The 21,511-nt window shown below is 69.0% G+C and carries 19 protein-coding genes and 1 tRNA gene; 4 read left to right on the top strand and 16 right to left on the bottom strand.

Annotated features, from left to right (window positions below):
* Nucleotides 1-285 precede the first annotated feature (285 nt).
* Both ACGFT1_RS28100 and ACGFT1_RS28105 read right to left on the bottom strand, forming a co-directional pair.
* The gene (locus ACGFT1_RS28100) at nucleotides 286-2,085 is read right to left on the bottom strand and encodes a DEAD/DEAH box helicase (protein WP_373911777.1); all 1,800 of its coding nucleotides are present in this window, start codon (nucleotides 2,083-2,085) and stop codon (nucleotides 286-288) included.
* A 258-nt stretch (nucleotides 2,086-2,343) separates the two neighbouring features.
* Nucleotides 2,344-3,786 carry an MFS transporter gene (locus ACGFT1_RS28105; RefSeq protein ID WP_373911778.1) on the bottom strand — a complete coding sequence of 481 codons (1,443 nt, stop codon included), beginning with the start codon at nucleotides 3,784-3,786 and terminating at the stop codon, nucleotides 2,344-2,346.
* Nucleotides 3,787-3,963: 177 nt separating this feature from the next.
* On the opposite strand from ACGFT1_RS28105, the gene ACGFT1_RS28110 reads away from it, so the two are divergent.
* Nucleotides 3,964-4,035: transfer RNA gene (locus ACGFT1_RS28110), tRNA-Cys, on the top strand.
* 81 nt (nucleotides 4,036-4,116) lie between these two features.
* Here the strand turns inward: ACGFT1_RS28110 and ACGFT1_RS28115 are convergent.
* The 13 genes from ACGFT1_RS28115 to ACGFT1_RS28175 form a co-directional block, all read right to left on the bottom strand.
* Nucleotides 4,117-5,397: a tyrosine-type recombinase/integrase gene (locus ACGFT1_RS28115; RefSeq protein WP_373911779.1), complete on the bottom strand. Its 1,281-nt coding sequence runs from the start codon at nucleotides 5,395-5,397 to the stop codon at nucleotides 4,117-4,119.
* 80 nt (nucleotides 5,398-5,477) lie between these two features.
* A complete protein-coding gene (locus ACGFT1_RS28120) occupies nucleotides 5,478-5,696 on the bottom strand; it encodes an excisionase family DNA-binding protein (protein ID WP_373911862.1) in 219 nt (72 codons plus the stop codon).
* Nucleotides 5,697-6,156: 460 nt separating this feature from the next.
* A complete protein-coding gene (locus ACGFT1_RS28125; protein ID WP_373911780.1) occupies nucleotides 6,157-7,632 on the bottom strand; it encodes an ATP-binding protein in 1,476 nt (491 codons plus the stop codon).
* A gap of 3 nt (nucleotides 7,633-7,635) precedes the next feature.
* Nucleotides 7,636-8,523, bottom strand: a complete 888-nt coding sequence (locus ACGFT1_RS28130; RefSeq protein ID WP_373911781.1) for a bifunctional DNA primase/polymerase — start codon at nucleotides 8,521-8,523, stop codon at nucleotides 7,636-7,638.
* An 88-nt stretch (nucleotides 8,524-8,611) separates the two neighbouring features.
* Nucleotides 8,612-8,866, bottom strand: coding sequence for a hypothetical protein (locus tag ACGFT1_RS28135; RefSeq protein WP_373911782.1), 255 nt, complete (start codon nucleotides 8,864-8,866; stop codon nucleotides 8,612-8,614).
* A gap of 16 nt (nucleotides 8,867-8,882) precedes the next feature.
* On the bottom strand, nucleotides 8,883-9,347 hold the full coding sequence (locus ACGFT1_RS28140; protein WP_373911783.1) for a hypothetical protein: 465 nt from the start codon (nucleotides 9,345-9,347) through the stop codon (nucleotides 8,883-8,885).
* Nucleotides 9,348-9,550: 203 nt separating this feature from the next.
* A complete protein-coding gene (locus tag ACGFT1_RS28145) occupies nucleotides 9,551-11,680 on the bottom strand; it encodes an FtsK/SpoIIIE domain-containing protein (protein ID WP_373911784.1) in 2,130 nt (709 codons plus the stop codon).
* Nucleotides 11,681-11,832: 152 nt separating this feature from the next.
* On the bottom strand, nucleotides 11,833-12,006 hold the full coding sequence (locus ACGFT1_RS28150; RefSeq protein WP_373911785.1) for a pRL2-8: 174 nt from the start codon (nucleotides 12,004-12,006) through the stop codon (nucleotides 11,833-11,835).
* Nucleotides 12,007-12,008: 2 nt separating this feature from the next.
* The gene (locus tag ACGFT1_RS28155) at nucleotides 12,009-12,326 is read right to left on the bottom strand and encodes a hypothetical protein (RefSeq protein WP_373911786.1); all 318 of its coding nucleotides are present in this window, start codon (nucleotides 12,324-12,326) and stop codon (nucleotides 12,009-12,011) included.
* A gap of 320 nt (nucleotides 12,327-12,646) precedes the next feature.
* Entirely contained in the window at nucleotides 12,647-13,507 is an 861-nt protein-coding gene (locus ACGFT1_RS28160) for a protein spdB (RefSeq protein WP_373911787.1), read from the bottom strand.
* Nucleotides 13,504-14,103, bottom strand: a complete 600-nt coding sequence (locus tag ACGFT1_RS28165; protein WP_373911788.1) for a hypothetical protein — start codon at nucleotides 14,101-14,103, stop codon at nucleotides 13,504-13,506. The genes ACGFT1_RS28160 and ACGFT1_RS28165 overlap by 4 nt, the downstream gene beginning before the upstream one ends.
* Entirely contained in the window at nucleotides 14,100-14,369 is a 270-nt protein-coding gene (locus ACGFT1_RS28170; RefSeq protein ID WP_373911789.1) for a DUF6284 family protein, read from the bottom strand. Before ACGFT1_RS28170 ends, ACGFT1_RS28165 begins: the two co-directional genes overlap by 4 nt.
* Nucleotides 14,370-14,488: 119 nt before the next feature.
* The gene (locus ACGFT1_RS28175; RefSeq protein WP_373911790.1) at nucleotides 14,489-14,848 is read right to left on the bottom strand and encodes a transcriptional regulator; all 360 of its coding nucleotides are present in this window, start codon (nucleotides 14,846-14,848) and stop codon (nucleotides 14,489-14,491) included.
* A gap of 493 nt (nucleotides 14,849-15,341) precedes the next feature.
* Here ACGFT1_RS28175 and ACGFT1_RS28180 point away from each other — a divergent pair, with 493 nt between their 5' ends.
* Both ACGFT1_RS28180 and ACGFT1_RS28185 read left to right on the top strand, forming a co-directional pair.
* The gene (locus ACGFT1_RS28180; RefSeq protein WP_373911791.1) at nucleotides 15,342-16,136 is read left to right on the top strand and encodes a GntR family transcriptional regulator; all 795 of its coding nucleotides are present in this window, start codon (nucleotides 15,342-15,344) and stop codon (nucleotides 16,134-16,136) included.
* Nucleotides 16,133-16,798 carry a YdcF family protein gene (locus tag ACGFT1_RS28185; RefSeq protein ID WP_373911792.1) on the top strand — a complete coding sequence of 222 codons (666 nt, stop codon included), beginning with the start codon at nucleotides 16,133-16,135 and terminating at the stop codon, nucleotides 16,796-16,798. Before ACGFT1_RS28180 ends, ACGFT1_RS28185 begins: the two co-directional genes overlap by 4 nt.
* A gap of 532 nt (nucleotides 16,799-17,330) precedes the next feature.
* Here ACGFT1_RS28185 and ACGFT1_RS28190 read toward each other — a convergent pair.
* Nucleotides 17,331-17,972: a hypothetical protein gene (locus ACGFT1_RS28190; protein ID WP_373911793.1), complete on the bottom strand. Its 642-nt coding sequence runs from the start codon at nucleotides 17,970-17,972 to the stop codon at nucleotides 17,331-17,333.
* Nucleotides 17,973-20,540: 2,568 nt separating this feature from the next.
* Here ACGFT1_RS28190 and ACGFT1_RS28195 point away from each other — a divergent pair.
* On the top strand, nucleotides 20,541-21,503 hold the full coding sequence (locus ACGFT1_RS28195; RefSeq protein WP_373911794.1) for a hypothetical protein: 963 nt from the start codon (nucleotides 20,541-20,543) through the stop codon (nucleotides 21,501-21,503).
* Nucleotides 21,504-21,511 lie beyond the last annotated feature (8 nt).

Below are 21,511 nucleotides of genomic sequence, written 5' to 3' on the forward strand. Positions count from 1 at the left end.
ACTCCTTTGGTGGTGAGGCCGGCGGCCCCTGAGCGGCGTATGCGTCGTCGAGTCCCGTCGGCGACGCGCTTCAGAGGCCGCCGATCGGCAGGACGGCCCGGCGGCTGGCGGGCCGAGTCGCTTCACGGCTGCGCTCCGCGGCGGCGCTGCCACGGGGCGTGTGCGTAGCGGGACAGTAGCGAAGCCGGTTCGCTGAGCGGAAGACTTCGTCCAGAATCCGGGCAGACCCGGATCCGGCCTGCCTGCATTCGTCCGGATACGCACGGCCCCCGACGTGGGAGGACGTCACCGCATCCGCGTGGCCCACTCCTGCACCTTCGCGATGCGCTGCCGCAACTGCCCCGCGGTCGCCTCCGCGCTCGGCGGTCCCCCGCACACCCGCCGCAGCTCGGTGTGGATCACACCGTGCGGCTTGCCGCTCTGGTGCACGTACGCGCCGACCATCGTGTTGAGCTGTTTGCGCAGCTCCATCAGCTCCTTGTGCGTGACCACCGGCCGCCGCTCGGCCGGCACCTCCAGCAGGTCCGCCTCGGTGTCCGGCTTCTTCCGGCTGTGCGCGATCTGCCGGGCCTGCCGCTTCTGGAGCAGCATCTGCACCTGGTCCGGCTCCAGCAGTCCGGGAATGCCGAGGTAGTCCTGCTCCTCCTCGCTGCCGGGGTGGGCCTGCATGCCGAACTCGGCGCCGTCGTACAGCACCCGGTCGAAGACGGCGTCGGACTCCAGCGCCTCGAAGGGCAGCATGTCCTGCTCGCCGGTGTCCTCGTCCTCCTGCTTGTTCGCCTCCTCCATCTCCTTCTCGGATTCGGCGTACGGGTCCTCCTCGCCCTCCTTCTTCGGCTTGTCGAGGGCGTGGTCCCGTTCCTTCTCCATCTCGTTGGCGAAGGTCAGCAGGTCGGGCACGGTCGGCAGGAACACGGAGGCCGTCTCGCCGCGCCGCCGGGACCGCACGAAGCGCCCGACGGCCTGCGCGAAGAACAGCGGGGTGGAGATCGTGGTGGCGTACACCCCGACCGCGAGCCGCGGCACGTCGACGCCCTCGGACACCATGCGTACGGCGACCATCCACCGGTCGTCGCCGTCACTGAACTCGTCGATCCGCTTCGAGGCGCCGACGTCGTCGGAGAGGACGAGCGTCGCCTTCGTACCGGTGATCTCCCGGATCAGCTTGGCGTACGCGCGCGCGGAGTCCTGGTCGGAGGCGATGACGAGCGCGCCCGCGTCCGGGATCGCCTTGCGGACCTCGGTCAGCCGCCGGTCGGCGGCGCGCAGCACGCTCGGCATCCAGTCGCCGCGCGGGTCGAGGGCGGTACGCCAGGCCTGGCTGACCGCGTCCTTGGTCATCGGCTCACCGAGCCGGGCGGCGACCTCGTCACCGGCCTTCGTACGCCAGCGCATGTTGCCGCTGTAGGAGAGGAAGATGACCGGCCGGACAACCCCGTCGGAGAGGGCGGAGCCGTATCCGTACGTGTAGTCCGCGGCGGATCGCCGGATCCCGTCCAGGCCCTCCTCGTACGTCACGAAGGGGATGGGGTTGGTGTCGGACCGGAACGGCGTACCCGTCAGCGCCAGCCGGCGGGTGGCGGGCTCGAACGCCTCCAGACAGGCCTCGCCCCACGACTTGCTGTCGCCGGCGTGGTGGATCTCGTCCAGGATGACGAGGGTCTTGCGCTGCTCGGCGCGGTTGCGGTGCAGCATCGGGCGGACACCGACACCGGCGTAGGTGACGGCGACCCCGTCGTACTCCCGGCCGAGGGGACCCGCGCTGTACTCGGGATCCAGCTTGATCCCCACCCGCGCCGCGGCCTCCGCCCACTGCTTCTTCAGATGCTCGGTGGGCGCGACGACGGTCACCTGCTGCACGACGTGGTGGTGCAGCAGCCAGGAGGCGAGGGTCAGCGCGAAGGTGGTCTTGCCGGCGCCGGGCGTGGCGACGGCGAGGAAGTCACGCGGCTGCTCCTGGAGGTACTTCTCCATCGCCCCCTGCTGCCAGGCGCGCAGCTTGCCGGCGGTACCCCAGGGGGCCCGGCCCGGGAACGCGGGCGACAGGTGGTGGGAGTGGGCGGAGGAAGCGGCGGTGGTAGTCACGGTCTCCGGCAATGAGGTCGAATCGAGGGGGCCGCGCGCGGTGGGTGACGGGCGGGCGGCTCGGCTACGTAGGACAACCGGGCCACCCTACCGGCGCCGCCGGGCCGGCCACGCCCGGACGAGGCCCGGCCGGCCCCGGGTGGGACCCACGTCACAGCGGCACGGTCACCGCGCACCGTCCGCTCCCCGCCGGACGGTACGCCGCTGACCAGGGCATACGTCACGCCCGGCCCGCCCACCGGCTCCCGCCCCGCACCCTCACCGCTGCCGCACGCGGCGCGTCACCCACGCCCCCGCCAGCGCGACCACCGCCGTCGGCAGGAAGACGGACGCGAAGGCGGCGGGATGACCGGCGCCGGCCGCCGTCGCCGTGGAGGTGGTGGCCGCCGTGCTGCCGCCGCCCAGGGCCGCGAAGGCCGCGCCGGTCGCGGCCAGCAGGACGACGTTCGACAGCGCGTCGGAGATCTGGAGGGCGGCCGAGTTCGCGCCGGCCTCCTCCGGGGCGGACAGCTGGAGCAGCAGCACGCTCGTGGAGGAGATCACCAACCCCATCCCGAAGCAGCCCACCCCCCAGGCGGCGGCGACCGTCCACACGGGCACGGAGTGCACCAGCACGCTCGGGGCGGTCACGATCGCGGCGGCGACCATCACCATCCCCGCGGTCATCAGCCGCTCCCGGTACGGCGCGGCGCTCGGCCGCGACTGCACGAACGAGCCCAGCGCCCACGTCACGCCACCCGCCGCCAGCGAGAAACCGGCCAGCGTCGGCGACAGCCCGCGCTGGGTGACGAGCATCAGCGGCACGAAGGACTCGGCAGCGATGAACGACCCGGCGGACAGCCCGCGCAGCAGCACCACGGAGGGCAGGCCGCGGGCCGCCCGGCAGGTGCCGCGGGGAAGCAGGCCGCGGACGGCGGGCACCAGCAGCGCGGCACCGGCCAGCCCCGGGACCACCGACAGGGGGCGCAGGTCCTGGGCGGCGTACTGGAGCAGCCCGGCGCCCAGGGAGATGCCCAGGGCGAGTCGGATGCGCCGCCGGTCGAAGCCGCCCGCCCCGGTCTCCTCGTCGACCGGGCCGGACGCCCGCCGCCGTATCTGCGGCAGGGCGAGCGCGAGGGGGAACACGACGAGCGCGGGGATGCCGAGGAACACCCAGCGCCAGCCGAGGTGCTCGGTGACGGCGCCGGAGGCGAGGGGGCCGACGATGGACGGCACGACCCAGCCGGCCGCGAAGGCCGCCATGATCGCGGGCCGCAACCGGTCGGGATAGGCGCGGCCGACCACGACGTACAGGGCCACGATGACCAGTCCGCCGCCCAGCCCCTGGACGGCCCGTCCCGCGATGAACACCCACATCACCCGGGCCGTCCCGGCGACGACCAGGCCCGCCGCGAACGCGCCGATACCCGCGGTGAGCGGCCCCAGGGGGCCACGCCGGTCGGACCACTGTCCCGCGAGGACCATCCCGAACAGGCTGGTCGTGAAGTACCCGGAGAAGGCGAACGCGTACAACGCCACGCCGTCGAGTTCCCGCGCCGCGACGGGCATCGCGGTGCCCACGGCTGTCGCCTCGAACGCGATGAGCACGACGACGGACACGATCCCGACACTGAGCGCCCGGTAGGCCCGGCCGAGCACGCCGTCGTCGCGCCCGGCGGGTGGTCCGAGGACAGCGGGGTCACGGGATTCGAGGGCGCTCATGGAGGCCAGGGTAAGGCCCATGACAGACCGTCGCCCCTGTCAGGAGCCCGACCCTCCCTCCGCCCTTGGTCCTAGGCCCCGAACCCGCTCATGAACGCCGTATGGCAGTCCCGTTGCGGCCCGCCCACCCCTCTTGAGCCCCGCCCGGCCATCCCCGTACGTTCGTCCCACGAACACGGCCGTGTGCCCGAGTGGTTCAGGGACTCGCCTGCAAAGCGAGTTACGCGGGTTCGATTCCCGCCACGGCCTCTACGTATATGAGCAGGAAAGACGGAAGGGCGGCACCCACGCGGGGTACCGCCCTTCCGGCCGTTCGTCTCAGTTCCCGTCTCAGTTGGCCGGCACGAGGGCGCCGGCCGCACCATCGTCGCCATCGTCCGGCCGGTCCGTCTCGGGCTTCCAAATCAAACCGTCCACCTGTCGCGCGACGTCGACCCGTACGGCGTCCACCATGTGCTGGTACCGGGCGGCCATAGCGGTGGTCGACCACCCCATGAGGCCCATGACGGCACGCTCGGGGACTCCGAGAATGAGCAGGACCGTGGCGGCCGTGTGGCGAGCATCGTGCAGCCGCCCGTCCCTGACGTTCGCTTCTGTCAGCAGAGCCTTCCAGTCGGCCCAGTCCCGGCGGTGGGAGGGGCTACGACCGTGTTCGTCAGGGAACACCAATCCGTTCTCCTCCCACCGCTTCCCGGCCGCCGCCCGCTCCTCTCCCTGCGCCTTGAGGTGAGCACGAAGCAGGTCAACGAGCTGTTCGGGAAGACCGACAGCGCGGCGGCCGGCGCGGGATTTGGTGGTGGACAGCTCGGGGTTCGTGCGGCGCCTCTGGGGGCAGTACCCGGCCGCCTTGCGTCCGCAGGGGTCCGCGCATCCGTGGGCGTACTGCGGGCGGTGACGGCTACGGCGGACCACCAGGAACCCAGCGTCAAGGTCCACGTCCTCCCACCTCAGAGCGAGCACTTCCCCTTGCCGCAGTCCGAGCGCTAGAGCGACAGCCCAGCGAGCGGAGTTGCGGCGCTGGTCGGCGGCCTTGAGCAGTCGCTTGACCTCTTGGACGGTGTAGGGCTCCACCTCGTACTCGCCCGTCTTCGGCGGTTTGGCCAACTGAACGGGGTTCTTGCCGAGATGCCCCCGCCGTACGGCCTCGTTGAGGGCGGTACGGAAGGTGCGGTGCACCTGGTGAGCAGTCGCGGCCTTGCTGCCGTTGGCCTGCATCTTCGCGTAGAACGTCTCGATGTGCTCAGGCTTGAGCCTGTCGAGACGGTGCGCCCCCAAACCGGGGATCAGATGCTTCCGCACGGCGACGCGGTATCCAACCATCGTGTTGTCGTTGACCACCAGCGGGGCGATGTTCTCGACCCAGTGAGTGAGCCACGTCTTGACGGTCCACGGGCGGCCCGCCTTCCTGATGGCCTTCGCGTCGCGCTGTCGCTCCAACTCACGGACTGCGGCGGTCACCTCAGCGCGGGTCTTGCGTTCGACGTGGCGGCGGTCCGGCTTGCCATCGTCACAGATTCCGACGGTTACGCGGCCGTGCCACTTACCGTCACTGCCCTGGTAGATAGAGCTACGGCCGTTGGGCTGGCGGGTGCGCTTCTTGTCTTCCGCCACGGGCGGACTCCTCAGGTAGGGGTGGTTGGAAACGACCGGAGCGCCACCCCTGGTGGGGTGACGCTCCGGCGGAGGGTGAGTCAGGCTGCCGGCCGCTCAGCGCGGCGGCGGGCGAGGTAGGCGGCCGGAGCGTCGGCGGGGACGCGACGGAGTCCGCCGACCATCAGGGACTCCAGCTCACCGCTGCGGATGAGGGCGAAGCAGGTGGTGCGACCGACACGGAGGCAGCGGGCAGCCTCTTCGACGGTCAGGAGAACGGGGGCCAGGTCCCTGGTCTCAGCCGGTCGGGCGATTTCCATGCTGGCGATACTCACGCGAGATCTCCTCGGGGCGGGGTGGCCTGTGCTGTCCGAAGCGGGGATTTCTGCGTCATCGCGTCACCTGCGTCAATCAGGCTTCTGACGTGCGGATTCCGGTGACGCAGCGGGACGGCCCCTGCGTCACCGATGACACGGGCGCACGTCACGGGGTGACGCTGATGACGCGGGATGACGCAGGATTCGCCGTCTGCGTCACCGCTGTCGCCGCAGGTCAGCGGCCGTCTGTCGGGCCTGTGGTGACGCAGTGACGCAGATCTTCCCTACTTAGGAAAAGAAAGGGGTGGTGTCTGTGGTCGTACGTCCTTGCTCAGGGCTTGAAGAACGAGCCGCTTCGCGGCGCGACCTGTGCAGGGCGGCTGTCGCCGCCGAACGGCAAGAGGAGCACCCCCACCCCCGGGCGGGCGTGCTCCTCTTGCTTGTCCGCCTGTCCGGCGGGCGGTCAGAACGCGGTCTGCTGCTCGGGCGGCGGGGGCGGGGCCTGGCGGCTGAGTTCGATGTAGCGGGCGGCGCTGGTGCGGCCCCAGTCGACCAGGACGCCCCGCGCGGCCAGGGTGGGCTGGATGCGCCTGAGCCGGTCGGAGAGCACCTTGCCGGTGGTGGGCCAGCCCTTGGGCAGGGGGCGGCACTCCTCGCCGCTGTAGAGGGCGGTCAGGGCGTGCAGCCACTCCGCCGACGTCATCCGCACCTCTTCGCCCGGGGTGAGTTCGCCGGCGTGCTTGAGGACCGTCTGTGCCAGGAGATCACCCTCGATCACGTCGTCGTTGAGGTCGTCCAGGCTGGCCCGGTATGCCTCCAGCGTCCCGAAGCCGGTGGCCGTGTCGAGCTGCGCGCACAGGTGGGCGAAGTCGGCCATCCGCAGATCCGTCGGCGTCTCGGCCTGCACCGCGCGGACCTTCACGGTCAGGTCGAGCAGGGAGCCGAGGACGACGGGCAGGATCTCGGCGTACTCCGCCCACAGCTCCGCTTCGGTGCGCCGCACCCGGGGGCGTTCCAGGCGCAGGGTGAGGAGCCGTTCGGCCAGGTCGGGGCGGATCACGCCGACGTCGATGCCGGTCAGCAGCATCGGGCGGCGGTAGCGGGAGCGGACGACGTCGCCGTCGGTGAACAGTGCGCGCTTGATGCTCTCGGCCCCGGTGATGACGCAGCACATCAGGTCGGACAGGTCCGGGGGCAGGTGGGAGAGGTTGTCCAGGGCGGTGATCCATCCGGCCGCGACCGCCGTGATCATGTTCTCCTCGTCCTTGGGCGCCCTGCGCAGGTCGCCGGTCATGCCCTCGATGATCCGCACGAGCATCCGCCCGCCGGTGGACTTGCCGGCGCCCTGCGGGCCGGTGAGGAACGGAGCGGGGACGGGCACGGACGGCTCCAGGCAGCCGATGAGCCACGCGATGGCCAGGGCCTCGGTCCTGGCGTCGGCGAAGTTGCACAGCCGCATCAGCAGGTCGATGCCCTTGCCGTTGGTGTCCTTGGCGGGCAGGGGGAGTTCCCCGGTGAGCTGGGTGCGGCGCCAGCACACCTCTTCGGGGTCGGGGACGCGGATGTCCCACCCGGTGGGGTGGATGCGGACGGACCGGCCGTCGTCGCGGCCGAGGTCGAGCCACGTGGCGCCGTCGAAGCCGGGGGCCACGCGGATGTGGGTGGGCTGTACCTGCTCGGTGAGGGCGAGTGCCTCGATCAAGTCCAACGCCTCCTTGAGGGCTGTTCCGTTGAAGACGCCGACCCCGTCACGGAAGAGGCCGACCATGAGTTCCTGCCGGTGGCTCCCGGTCGTTCCCTGGGAGCGGATCGGGCGGGCCACGGGGTGGCCGGTGCGCTGCGCGTACACGGTGCCGTCGGCGGTGCGGAAGTACCGGAAGTGGGATTGGGCGTAGTCGGTGATGACCTCGCGGGCGGGGTTCTTCTCGTCGTCCGACATGGGTCACAGTCCCAACGCGGTGCGGGCGTTGGTCCACGCGTAGGTGCAGTGCCGCGGGGACTCGCCCTTGGCCTGCGCGGCGGTGAACAGCCGCGTGATGTGCGTGTCGGTGAGGCAGCCGCACCGGCCGTGGGTGGACAGCACCGCGAGGAACGCCCGGTACACGGTGGCGTGGATCGCGCCGCGGGCCTCCGTGATGCGCTGCTCCGCCATGGCGATGCCGCGTTCCAGGAAGACGGGCGTGCGGTGCGGGCACTGCCCGCCGCCGGACCGTGCGGGCACGGCAACGGGGCGGGGAGCCGGTCGGGCGGCGGGCGGCTCCTTCACGGCCAGCGCGCGGACGACGTCGGGGAGGTCGGCCAGCGTGCCAATGCCGGGCCCTAGGTAACGGGCGTAGGACATGGTCGACTTGATGTCGACGCCGGGACGCACGCCGTTGTGTGACGTCATGGCGCCCCGGTAGAGCCAGTGCTCACCCCGCGTCGTCAGCACGCGGCGCGTGGCGGGCAGGGTGGCGCCGGCCCAGTCGACGGCCGCCCTGTCGTCCAAGTCGACCACGGTCAGCCCGGCGCCGCCGGGGTGGTAGGCAACGGTGACGGCACGCCGCCACGCAGCCGACCAGAGCGGGGACGTGAGGACCGCCGGGTCGGTGGTGGCGCCGGCCCAGGCGTGGCAGACGTCGGGGCACCGGCACGGGCCCGCGCTCTTCATGTTCGGCCGGCCACCACACGCGTTCTTCGCGCACCGCTGGCAGTTGCCGAACGGCGCCTTCCCCGCGCGCAAGGGCAGCACGGGCACGCCGGCGGCGGCGAGGGCCAGTGCGGTCCGCAGGGGGTCCGGAACGGCGTCCGGGCCGTGGGGCACTCGCCGGATCAGGGCCGGTTGCGTCATGCTGGGAAACCTCCACATGTCACGTGATGGCGGGTGGACAAGAGCGGCCCCGACTTCTTGCCGGAATGGGGGGCCGCTCTTGGCGTAGCTAAAAGGGCGGTTCGTCGCTGTAGCCGGCCGGTGTGCGGCGCGGCCAGCGCGGCAGGGGCAGCAGGTTCACGGCCCACTGCGACCAGCACCGGCAGGGCTCCCACTCGGTGCCCGCGTACTCGCCGAAGGAGTCGCCGTAGTCGTGTCGGATCCCGCCCTCTCCCCGGCACTTCGGGCAGTCCGGGCGCGGGGTGTCGGCGAGGGTGAGCGCCCGCCGGGGGCAAGAGGTGACCTTGATGCGGAGTCGGATCACGGGGGTTGTCTCCTTGTCAGCCGTGGAAGTGGTTGCGCTTGATCACGGCCTTGCGGATGTTCACGGTGGTGCCGCCCCGGTGACCGCTCCCGCTGAAGACCTGGACGGCGATCCAGCCGCCGAAGATGACGGCCGCGAGGATGACGAGCTGGGTGACCAACGCGGTCAGGGCCGCGATGAACGTGGTCAGCAGCAGCAGCCCGCCGGACACCGCGAGGAACCCGACACCTCCGACGGCGACGTTGACCGCCGCACGGGAGACGGCCGGCTTCGTGGCGACCGGAGCGGACTGGTCGGCGTCGATGGCGTAGCCGGTGATGACGCGGCCGTCCGGGAGGACGATGCTCGTCACCGCCGGGACCGTGCCCGGTTGGACGGGAACGACCGGCGTCGGGCGCACCACGGTGGGCGGGAGCGGGATGGTCTGGTGAACTTCCACGACCTGCCGTGCGGGTACAGGGGGCGTCCTGTGGAGGTACATGCGGAATTCCTTCCGTTGCTTGGCCGGGGAGGCAGGGGCACCCCCTTGCGGGTGCCGTGCGGAGGGTTTTTCGGGAGTCGACGCAGGTAGATTCCCCACCTCCCCGAAACGATGTTTTCGCTGATCAACGTGGGGGAGGTGGCCCGGGGAGCGGGTTGGGGAGTTCTCCCCGCCTCCCCGGACCGGAGGACCTTTCCTCCCCGCTACTCGACGGCGGAAGTGGAACCGTTCGCGTCGCGGTTGGTGAGCGCCCGGAGGACGTGGTCGCGGTGGATGACCATGACTCCGTGGGACTTCTTCGGCTCCTCGCCGTGCTCCTCCAACAGGCTCTTGAGCCGGTCGTTGGTCCACTGGTCGCCGTAGGCGTTCGGGTCCAGGGCGTGCAGCCGCTTGAGGACCTCGTTGGTCCGCAGCCGGGGCGCGTCGCCGATGACGGAAGCGACGTCGGCGAGCGCGTCGCGCTCCTCGTCCTGGTCGACCACGCGCAGGGTGGTGACACCGTCGCGCAGGGCCTTGGCCCGTGCGGCGACCTTGGCGGCCGGCTCCTCGTCGATGAAGTGGGTGCGCACCGTGATGGACGCCTGCCCGGCAGGGATCGTGATGCCGTCGGAGGCGACGACCAGGGTGCCCTTGTCCAGGCCCTGGCGCAGCAGGTGCGGGGCGGCGCCGCCGTTCACGGCCTTGTCGCCCAGCGCCATCCGGGCCTGTGCCTCCGTGCCCAGCACGAGGGACGCGCGGGTGTGGGCGCCCTCGCGGACCAGCTTGGGAAGGTTCTGGTCGGTGGGGTCCTGGGTGCCCTGCCACATCAGCACGTCGACCGCACGGCCCTGGTTGTGGATTTTGCGGACGGCCATGAAGTACCGGGACGTGGCCTTGGAGCCGCCGTAAGGCCGCTTGTCGTCGCCGACGACCGGGCACATGAACGCCAACTGGGCTTCGTCCACCAGCACGATCAGCGGCGGGAACACGACACTCGGGTCACGGCGGCGCTCCTCGATCCGCCGGTTCATCTCCTCCACCGCGTCCTCGACCATTTCGGTCGCCTGGATGACGTGGTCATCGGAGGGGCCCTCGATCAACACCTGCGCGATGCCGTCGAACATGGCCCAGTCGCCGATGCCCTTCAGGTCGGCGATCCAGAACTGCACGGAGCGGTCCAGGGCCAGCCAGAGGGCGAGCGCGCGCAGGGATGCGGTCTTGCCCTGGTTGGACAGGCCCGTGACCAGCAGGTGCCGCTGGTACAGGCTGATCGCGGCGGCGTCCCCGCGCAGGTCCTGCCCCCACGGAGCTTTGCCCTTCTTGTAGTCGGCGGTGAGCGTCTCGTCGGTGACCAGCGGGGACGGGCCGATCGGCTCGTCCAGCGCGCCGGAGTCGGCGATCCACAGACGGACCGTGCGGGCCGCCTCCGGGATCGTGACGAACACCTCGTGTTCGTGCCGGGTCAGGTTCTCGGCGAGCTTGCGACGACGCTGCTGCACCTCGTTCGTCGCCACTCCGGAGGGCAGGGTGACATCCACCTCGACGCCGCATCCGGCGATCCGGATCGGGCCCAGCATGCTGGCGCCGCCGTCGCCCATCTCCTTGATGGCGCGTGCCAGGGCGGGGACGCCGAGGTCGCGCAGGGCCTTTACGACAATCGACGGGGTGATGGGCTCACCCTCACCAGTCCGGGCGTTGGCGGGCAGGGCCCAGGCGGGTGCGGCTTTCTGGTGGGCGCCGACCGACCACAGGGCCAGCAGGGCCAGGAAGGGGCCGATGGTGAGGGCCGGTCCCCACACCACCCGCACGATGGTGATCAGCAGGTTGATGAACTTGACGACCGCCATGAGCGGGGTGACGACGTCGGTGGCGTCCTTCGTGGCCACGGCCATGGCGATGCCGAGCAGGACCAGGCCGCCGACGCTCATGCCGGCAGTGACGGCCGCGCCCTTGGCCGCGTCCAGCGGGGAGTGCAGCAGGTCCATGCGGCGGCGGTGGCGGGCCTCGCGGAAGCGCTGCCCGCGTTCCTCCCACTCGGCAGCCGCCTCCAGGTTCCCGGCGGCTTCCGCGGTGCGGAGCATGCGTTCGTAGCGGGCGGCGGTCCGGCCGTCCCACGCGCGGCGGGTCACGATCCGCGCGCCGCCGTAGAGGTAGAGGGAGTGCCGGGCCACCGCGCGACCGGTGCTGCGGGTGGTCTCGTGCGTGAGGGCCGTGCGGACGGCCCGGCCCGATCGCACCCACAACGGCACGATGGGCGCGGCGGGCGGGTCGGGGACCACGGTCAGGGTGGTAACCGGGGTTGGGTCGGGTTCGGGGTCGGGGGTTTTGTGCAGGTGAACGACGGTGCCGCTCATGGCGGTACTCCTGACTGCCCCCACGGGATGGGGGCGAAAGTGGCGGGGGTGTGCGGGCCCGGGGCTCGATCCCCCCGGAGGGGAGAGCCACCGGACTCGCACACGGCAGTGGAGGGACGCGGGTGATGCGACGGCGCGGAGCAGGCGCGCGGTCACCACCAGCGGGATGCCTTCTTGGGCACGAGGTAGGGGCAGCCGTTGCGCATGTGGTCGACGCACTCCGGGCAGTCCTCGCGCGGGCCGAGGTGGCGGTGTGCGTTGCGGGAGTCGTAGGCGTGCCGCCAGCACTGCGGGCACTCGCCGGGAGGCGTCTCGGGGACGGCCATGGTCACCACCACCCGCCGGACTTCTTCGCGGCCTTGGCCTTGGCGGTCTCGGTCACGAGCCGGGCCCGCTCGCTCTGCAACGCGGTGATCTCGGCGGTCAGCCGGGTCTGCGCGGACTGCCAGGCGGTCTCGATCTGCCGTTCCGCACGGCCGGGGCTGTTGCCCCGCACGATCCGGTACGAGCCGCCGGCCACCGCGCCCAGGACGGCGCGGCGCTCACGGCCGTCCAGGGGCCACATCTCGCGGTTCATGACCGCTTCCAGCTTGCGCTGGGTCTGCTGGATCGCCTTGTCCAGGCGACGGGTATCGGGCTTGCCCATGTCAGACCCTCCTCGGGGGCTGATTGGTGGGATGCGACGGGCGCAGCGGCCTTTGAGCGGACGCGTTAGGGTCGCCCGCATGGGTGGGGGACATCGGGCGCACGGCGCCCAAGAAGCCAAAGGCCGCACGTGTCTGAAGTGCGGGGAGCCGCTGCCGGAGAGCCGACGGTGGATACCCCGCCTGTTCTGCTCGCGCCGGCATGCGGCGGAGGCCGCGTTCACGGCCCTGCTGGTCGTGTTGGCGATCGTGCGTGCACTGCGCTGGTGGGGGATCTTGGGCTGAACCGAGCCGCGCTCCGCCGGGAACCGGCAGCACCGCGTCACGCCACCCGCTTCCACGCGGCGCGGAGGCGGACCTCGGAGGCGGAGTGGCCGGCCGCACGGAAACGGGTCGCCATCTCCCGGTAGGACAGGGCGGGAGTCCGGCTGTGCCGAATCTCGTCCACCAACGCCTCAAGGGCCGCATCGGTCAGTTGCGGACCGGCCTCCAGAGCAGAGGCCGCAACCGGCTCGGTGGGACCCCAGACGGGCAGCTCCCAGCACGGTGTGACGCCGGGCGTGACGGGGGCCGTCACGCTGGCCAGGGCCCTGCCGGTGTCCTCGCCCCGGCGTGCGGCCTCCAGCGTCGACCAGGCGCCGGCGAGGGTCTCGGCGGTCTTGGCCTGGACGTGTGCGACGCGGGCCCCGGCCCCCGTCACGGCCGTCAATCGGGTCTCCTCGGTGGTCGCCTGCGCCCGCAGCCGAGCACGGGCCACGGCCGCCTCATCCCGCGCTTCCTGCTGGATACCCCGGATCGCTCCCAGCGCGGACGCGGTGAGCGCGGTGCGCTCCCACAGCCCGTGCACCAGCCACAGGGCCTTGGCTGCGACCGGCAGCCACGCCACCGCCAGCCACGCCCCGGTGGACTGGTCGACGGTGAGAGCGTGGGCGATGAGGACGCCGGTCGCCAGCGCGCCGAAGCACCATCCGACGGCGGTCACCGCACGGCTGTGGTCGCCCTGCGCGGCCAGCCGCCGTTCGTAGGCGAGGGTGGCCAACCACCCGCCGTCGATCCCGAGACCGACGACCAGGGCGACGGGCCACGGCATCGCCCCACCCAGCCACATCACGACCACGGCCAGAGTCAGCACCATCGAGACGGCCGTCATCGCGACGGCCGGCAGTACCGTCTTCGCGTTCATGTCGTCGCCGTCCCTTCGGCCGGGTTGGTCATGCCGGTCAGGGCGGCGATGACCTCACCGTCCAGGGCGGTGTTCTCGTTCATGGCGTGCGCCACGATGCGGATCTCACGCCACAGGTAGGTGACCTTGCGCCGGGCCATTCCCCGCACCATCCCCCACGACTTACCTCCCTCGGGGACGCGAGAGCGACCGAGACGGGCGCCGGCCTGGGCGAGGGTGTCGATGGCCTGCTCACGGTCGTGGACGGCGGCACAGGCGGCGGCCCGCTCCGGCGTCCACAACCCGTAGACCATGAGGTACTGCACCTGCGCGATCTGCCCGGCCGCACACATCGCGGCGAACTGCCACGCCGGGACGTCCTCGGCCTGCCACACGGTGTTGCCGGTCAGGCCCCACGTGCCGGGCTCCGGCTCCCACGCCATGACCTCGGACCGGATGACACCCATGCCGTAGGCCAGGGCCACGACGGCGTGACCGGCCTCGTGGAAGGCCATGCCCAACCGCGTCTCCTCGTAGGGCAGCGGCATCCGCAGCGCCGGCTTCGGGTGGCCCCGGTGGTCGTTGAGGAACTCGGGGGCGGGGGCGGCGGTCCTCATGCGGCACCCCCGGGCAGGCTCGCCGTGCCCGTGCGGTTGGTGAGCGCCGCCCGCTCGGCCAGCACCCGGCGGCGGGCCCGACGGGTACGGCGCTCGTCCAGCTCGGACGGGGTGCGGTCCAGGGTGATGATCTGCGCGTCGATCAGATCAACGTCCGCCAGGATCAGCGGCATCTCCTGCTCGATAGCGTCCAGTTCCGCGGCCGTCGGCTCCAGCCAGTCGGTGAACGCGGTAACAGCGTCCTGAACAGTGACGATGTGGTTCATGGGTCGTGGTCTCCCTAGCAGGTGGAAACGGCCCGAACAGCGCCCCCGGAGTTCCAGCTCTGGGGGCGCGCGCCGTTTGAAGGGGGGAAGGGCCGCGCCGGGCGGCGCGGCGTGGAAGGTCAGACGGTGGTGATGACCAGCGCGGCGACCAGCAGGCACAGGTAGTGGAAGGACTGGTCCAGCGCGTATGCGCCGGTGCCGATGTGCGGGTTGTCGTCACGGCCGGCGCGCGGGGCACCGAGCCGGTAGAACTCGGCCCTACCGGTGATGCGGGCCCGCCACGCGAGCGTGGTCCGGCGGTCCGCCCACCAGTGCGAGACCGCGTCGACCACCAGGCCGGCAATGACACCGAGCACCGGCAGCCGCAGGCCCAGCAGCCAGGCGACCGGCAGCAAGACCACGACCTTGGTCGCGGTCAGGGTGGCGACGTACTGGGCGTCCGCGATCCGGCCGACCCAACCGGGCCGGCCCTTCGTCACGGACTGGTGCGAGGACTGAACCCAGTGGTCACCCACACTGTGAGCGACGTACAGGGCCACTAACACGGCAGCGAAGTCGGCAGCGCTCTGATTCACAGTTGATCCACTCCTCGAACGAGTTGGGTGAAGCGATTCCGGCTCCCCACCACCCCGCCCGTACAGCCCAAGGCGCCGGACGGGCGGGGGAGGCAACCGGCCGCAGTCATGTGCTGCGGAGAGGTCGAGTAGCGCTTTACCTCACACGGAGATCCCGTGTGGCCGCCTACTTGGCCGAGGAGAGGCGGCGTAATCCCCATTCAGTTGTCAAAGAACGACCGCTTCCTTTGAGCCCGTTTCACGGGGCCCTCCGGGCGTTCCCACGCAGCTCAAACGACGACAAACTCTCGCTGTCCTAGGACTGCGTAGCTCCTGGGAAGACAATGACGCACAGTCCTGGGACTGTCAACAGTCCTGGGACTGTGTTTCACTGGTCGACGTCGACAGGAGGTTCTGCATGGCGCCGAAGTGGCGGGAGATTGCGGACCGGATCGCAGAGAAGATTCGGTCTGGCGAATACGCGCCGGGTGAGCAGTTGCCGCAGATCAGGGACTTGGTGGAGGCCGGTGAGGGCTCCAAGTCCACTGTGCACGCGGCCTACAAGGCGCTGGAAGCCGAGGGACTGGTGACATCCTCCCGCGGGCACGGCACGGTCGTTCGTGACCGGCCGCCGCTCAAGCGGCTCGGGATCGAGCGGTACGACAAAGCCAAGTGGAGGGACGGCGACGAAGTGGCCTTCATCGCCGACCGGGTGGCGTCCGGCCGCTCCTATCGGCGTAACGAGCAGACTCAGACGGTTAGCAAGGTTCCGGCGCCGCCAGCAGCGGCGGCAGCGCACGGCTTGCCCGAAGGGGCCGATGTCTACGCTCGCGCACGGTTGGTCAAGGAAGGAACACAGCCCACACATACCCTGACCAGCTACTACCGCCCAGAACACGTTGAGGGAACCCGCATCGTCGACCCCACTCCGGGCCCTGCCGGCAAGGGTGGCGGGTTCCGCGTTCTGTACGACGCGGGGTACGAGATCGACCACATGCGAGAGACGCTGTTCGCCCGGGTGCCGACGGCTGACGAAGTGCAGCTCTTGCAGCTCGCCCCCGGGGAGTGGGTCGTAGAGCTGCACCGAACGACGTTTACGGCCGACGGCACGGTGGTCGAGTTCGCGCTTGGCGTGCACGCGGCTACGCGCTTCTCGTGGACGTATGACTTCGAGGTGCCCGACTCGGCGATGGAAGGCGGAGCAGAGAAGTGATCTCGCAGCAGTCTTGGGCGGACGCGCGATGCCTCTGGGACTTTCAGCAGATGGGCCACGAGGTCCGCCCATGTTCGGTCGCCATCGGTCTAGGCAGTCATGATCTCGGGGTCGCCGACACCACGGCGGCCCTGTATCGCGACGGCATGGTGCCGCTGATCGTTTTCACAGGAGCGACCAGCCGGACCACCCGTGAGCGGATGCCGCGCGGCGAAGCAGAGCACTACCGGGAACGGGCCGTGGAACTTGGTGTGCCGGCCGACGTCATTCTCGTAGAACAGCACGCCCGGAACACCGGAGAGAACATCACGTTCTCGCGTGCGCTGCTTGCTGACCGCGGCGTCGCCATCTCGTCCGTCCTGCTCGTCAGCAAGCCCTACGAGGAGCGGCGTGCGTACGCAACGGCGCGGAAACTGTGGCCCGATGTGGGGTGGGTCTGCGCTTCGACGCCGATGAGTTTCACGGAGTACACCGCTTCCATCGGCGACGAGCGTCTAGTGATCGACATGTTGGTCGGGGCACAGCAACGGCTCATGATCTACCCGGACGAAGGATTCATGATCCGTCAGGAGATTCCAGCGGACGTTGAGACGGCGTATCGCCGTCTCGTTGCCGACGGCTTCACGAGCCGTCTCATTCCGACCGCCGCAGCACGCGACTGAGGGGCCCCTGCGGCCAACCCGTAGCCCGGAACCGTCGTGCTATGTCCGAGGGCAAGCAAAGGCTCCTGACGGGTGGCCCCTTGCCGCAGCGGCCGCCGTTGAAAGCTGTCGTGCTCCCCGTGCGGTACAACCTTCTCCACTTCATCAAGGCCCGCGCACGGCGCGGGCGCGCGCCGCCTCTGCGGCGCGGCCTGCCTCCTGTCTGCGCCCCGGCTGGCCGCGCCCGGCGGCGCGCTCGGCGGCTGCGGGCATGAAGTGGGGGAACACCCTCTGTGGCTGGGGCGGTCGGCTCCACGGCTTTAGGCAGCCACTTTGGGGCGAGCCTCTAAGATCATGGCCCCAACGTCGTGCTTTAACGGGCAGGTCCACAGACTGCCCGACTCGCCGGAAGCTTATGGGGCCATGATCACTCGCCCCAAAGCAGCTCCAGCCCAAAGCCGTTCCGCCAACCTCATCACGGACCTAAGCCACCTCTGGGGCTGTGTGGGCGGGTTCGAATCCTGTCGGGGGTCTCGTTGAAGATCAGCAGAAGTCACACCACGGGGGCGTCGCCGTCTAGCCACTCCGACGTGGAAATCGCCTTGACCAGGCCAGATATCACAACATCTCGTTGGATCTCGCCAAGGCCCTGGGAGATGCTGTTTGCGACCAGGTACCTCTGCATTCGATCCAGTCGCAAATGAAAAGAGTTAAGTTGTTCGGCGGTGCTACTATACAGCCAGAAGTTTAGTCCGGCTACCGCTTCGACAAGTCCGCCACCGGTGGCGCTGATGAGGGGTGCTGTCAGTTGCGAAGACCCGAGTGAAAATCCGATCGCGACCAGAAAAAATAGAAGCCCGACGCTTCCGGCGACAACGGCGGCATTAAAGCTACGCTTCGCTTGCGACAAGACATTCTCGTAGTAGAGATTTGTCAACTTAAGCTGTGATCCCGCAACCTCTTGGATGTTGGCCGGATCTGCCCGTGAGACATCGACCAAGGCGCTGCCGAAGTCAACCTCCGGAGTAATGATGTCCACCACTGCGGGAAGTCTCCCCAGCTCCCGCTGAAGCGTCTTTTTGAGTTCAGGATCCGCTAGTGCATCGACCATCGAAGCGGCGAATAATGCCTCTCCCCCCTCTCGGGTGGAATAGCTGCTGTAAATCACACCAACGAGTTTGTCTTCGACAAGCACACCCGCGCCACCCAATCCTTCCGTGGTTACTACGAGAGGGCTTCGGGGGTAGACAGCTAGACCGGGTGTTTGGAGGAGGGTCGCTGGGTCCACCGTACCGCGAATATAGAAAGATCCAAATGCGTCACCGTAAGAGAACCCCACGAAACTTGCGTCCCGAACCTGGTCGCCTCCGAGGCGTCCTATTGTAATTGGATCAAGCCCTGGACTGCCCTGGTCAGGGATTCGTAGGAGTGCCAAGGGGAAGTGTTCATTGGCGTTGAGAGTGCTTTTCCAGATCACCTCACACGAGACGAAATTATCAGAGCTAAGAGGGCGCAGTTCGAATGGCTGATCGGTGTCCTCTGCGAGATACTTCGTTGTGACATAAAGGTTGGATCCCAGCAAGAAGGCCAGACCGCGATCATGGCCCCCCGAACGCAGAATCGCAGTTCGCTCCTGACTCAAGATCACGCTAGCTCCCATTCCTGTCCAGTACCAAGACGGTCGAGCCTTCACGCTATCGGGCACTATGTCTCCAGTCAGCCCTTTTAAGGGAAGAGACTGCTGGTCAATGGAGCCAGCTCGCAGCGCGTGCCATAGCTGTGACGATCAACAGCGGTTCGTCCCGGCTGAGATATGCCGGTCACCTGCAAGCTTTCCCAGACCGGGGCGACCTGCCACTAGGCCACATCAGGGCCGCTCACCACGGCCTGCCCGCATCTTCTAAGCGCCGGGCCTGGGCCGTCCCTGGGCCGTCCGAGGTCGACCAACGCTGACAGTCAGCGCCCACGGGTGACCACCCCCACCCCGCTCTGGCCTGGGCCCCCGCGGATGATCTGCGACACTGGACGTGTTATGCCTGCACCCGGAGAACTAACAGTGGTTCGGCAGCAACAGGCACCCGCGCGCTAGGCCGTCGTCCGCTACTTCAAAAGTTTTACTTCGGCGGTGTACTTCGAGCAGTACACAGGTGGAGCCTCGATGACCATGACGCGGCCCGCGTTGTCGGGGTACGCATCCTGCATGGTGCCCAACACTGACTTCGGGCTATCGCCGGAGTCGAGCAGAGTGCACACGAGCCGCCCTTGCACACCGAGATCATCCTCGGCAACTGGTTCTAGGTTTGGCACCTGTGCCTTGACGGCGGCAGCGTAACGGGAATCCTGATTAACGGTCGGATTCGTGGCTTCAGATGAAGATGATGAGGGGGAGGAGCTTGCACCCTCTCCGCTTGGCGGAGAAGCTGACAAGCCGCATGCCTCTCGACTGGCTGCCACCGTAAACCAAACAGGTTCCTTACCGGCGTCCTGCTTGCACACGATCCAGGAGTCGTACTTAGAGTCGCTGCGGAGGTTCGACCTGGTGTCTTGGAAGCCGAACACAGTACCCGTTCCGCTGAGTGCGTCCTGAGTGTCTCCCTTCGTGCGACCGACGAAATTAGCAACTGCTGGAGTGGCATCGGTGGATTCCGTATGCCCCTTCTGGTCGCTACCGGATGACCCTGTAGTGCAACCCGTGAGTCCGGCGATCAGAACGGCGCATGTTGCGACGAGGTGATTACGCACTGTTATTCCCCGAGGTGATCGTCAAGCTGGTAACCGGCACGGTAGCGGACGGTGCGAAGGCTGGGGGCTGGTTGCGTCAACTCCCCCTGGCCGCCCAGATGAGAAGGGCTGAACAGAGCGCGGTCGGTGCGATGCCGTAGCACTGCCCGGGTGACAGTGACGGCCACGACGATGGACGACAGCAGTGTCCGGCAGTCCTGAGCAGGTACCAGCAGGGCCGCATCAGAGTCGCCCGCCAAGGTGGGCCTCTTCTAAGCGTCGGGCCATAGTGTGGTGACGCATAGGCGCCCGTGCCAAACGCGTGCCAGATCGTGCGGGGAACCACGGGGATTGGCGGACACAACGGCGCTGCTCAACCAGGATTCTGGTCACTTCACCGCAGGTCAGCTAGGCATCCGGTACGGGAACACCCGAGCTTCCCAAGCTCATGGGCCGTCTCAGTTTCCGTCTCATTCATGGCCGTACGCAGCCGTCCGGCACCGTTCACCCTGCACCGATGGGCACAGCGTCCGTACAGGAATGGACGCCGGCGAACGGGCCTGGATCAGGCTCTGACCAGCTTGGACAAACCTGCAAAGCGAGTTACGCGGGTTCGATCCCCGCCACGGCCTCTGACTGCCTGACCGGGCGCAGGAACGGGCGGCTTCCCTCCGGGGTGCCGCCCGTCTGCTCGTCCGTCTCGGATTCCGGTTCGGTCGGAGCACAACGCCCTGCCGCGGGGGCAGCGAGCTGGCCCTGGCAACCCGAAGGCAGTGGGCACTTGTCGTAGCTCCGGCCCGGCAGACACCTGTGAGCCGTGGAGCGCCCGGACTGAGGGCCCCCTGCACCGAACTCCAGCCTGCGCACGAGGCCCGCCGTAGGAGAAATCGCTCGCGAACGAGTGTGCTAATCGGATAACTTTCCTCCGATCGGCCGACGTCGCGCCTGACCAGCGCTGGTTGACGGGCGGCCGGACCACGGAGGGGAAAACAACTTGAAGAGGACAACTGCCCGTCGTTTCGTACGAACGGGCGCTACAGCCTTGCTCGCTGCCACGGTGATGGCCGGCACCGTCGCCGGCGCGTCGGCGGCCGACGGTTCACCGGCCACACCCGCGGAGTCGGCACCGCGCATCGTCAGTGCGGCCCAGTACACCGAGGAAGGCGGCGCGGACCCGCAGTCCATGGCGCCTGTCGGTGAGGTGTCACCCGCCCAGGGCGACAGCGTGCAGGAACTCACCAACCTGTTGGCCAGGACAACCGGGCTCGACCTTTTGCAGGCGCCCGCAGTCGCGGACTACGACAAGGTCGGTCAGTCGCTCACGTTCAGCCTCGGAGACGAGAATGTCGTGCGCCCGCTCAACATCACCCGCCTGACCGTCCACGGAGACGTGCCGTCGTCGGTGCTCTCCTCCGATGGCGACACGACGCAGACCACTACGCTGCCCAGCGGCAGTCAGCTGTTCACCGCTGTGGGCAATGACGGCGTGAGGATCAGCACTCTCTCCCGGGACGGCCGACTCACCCAGTGGGAAGCTCCGGCCATCTCGGCGGAGCACACCTACAGCACCGAGGACTTGGTGCGCTGGGCCACCGCGGTTGACGAGCAGAATGTCCCGGCCTCGCACTCCCCGACTTCGGTCGTCACTCGGGCAGCCAAACCTCACTGCCAGTTGATCCACAGCAACGCGCCCTATCTGCACGGGGGTTACACGCACATCCAGGCTGACGCTCAGATGCTGTGCAACCAGCGAGGTAAAGGCAACTTCGAAGCCTCGCTGCGCCAGTACCAGGGGCTCGGCATCTGGAAGACCAAGGACGTCCGGGGATACACGAACACGCAGGGTCAGAACTTCTCGCTCCTCCTGCACTACGACTGCTCACGACTCACCACCAGTGGGTGGGTCTACCGCGAGGACATCGGTAACGCGACCCTGCGCAACGGCAACGGCTACTGGGGAGACCACAACGTCTGGTCCAAAACAGCCACGATCCACTGCGCATAGAACACCCT

The sequence above is a fragment of the Streptomyces sp. Y20 genome (assembly GCF_043195475.1).
GTDB lineage: Bacteria > Actinomycetota > Actinomycetes > Streptomycetales > Streptomycetaceae > Streptomyces.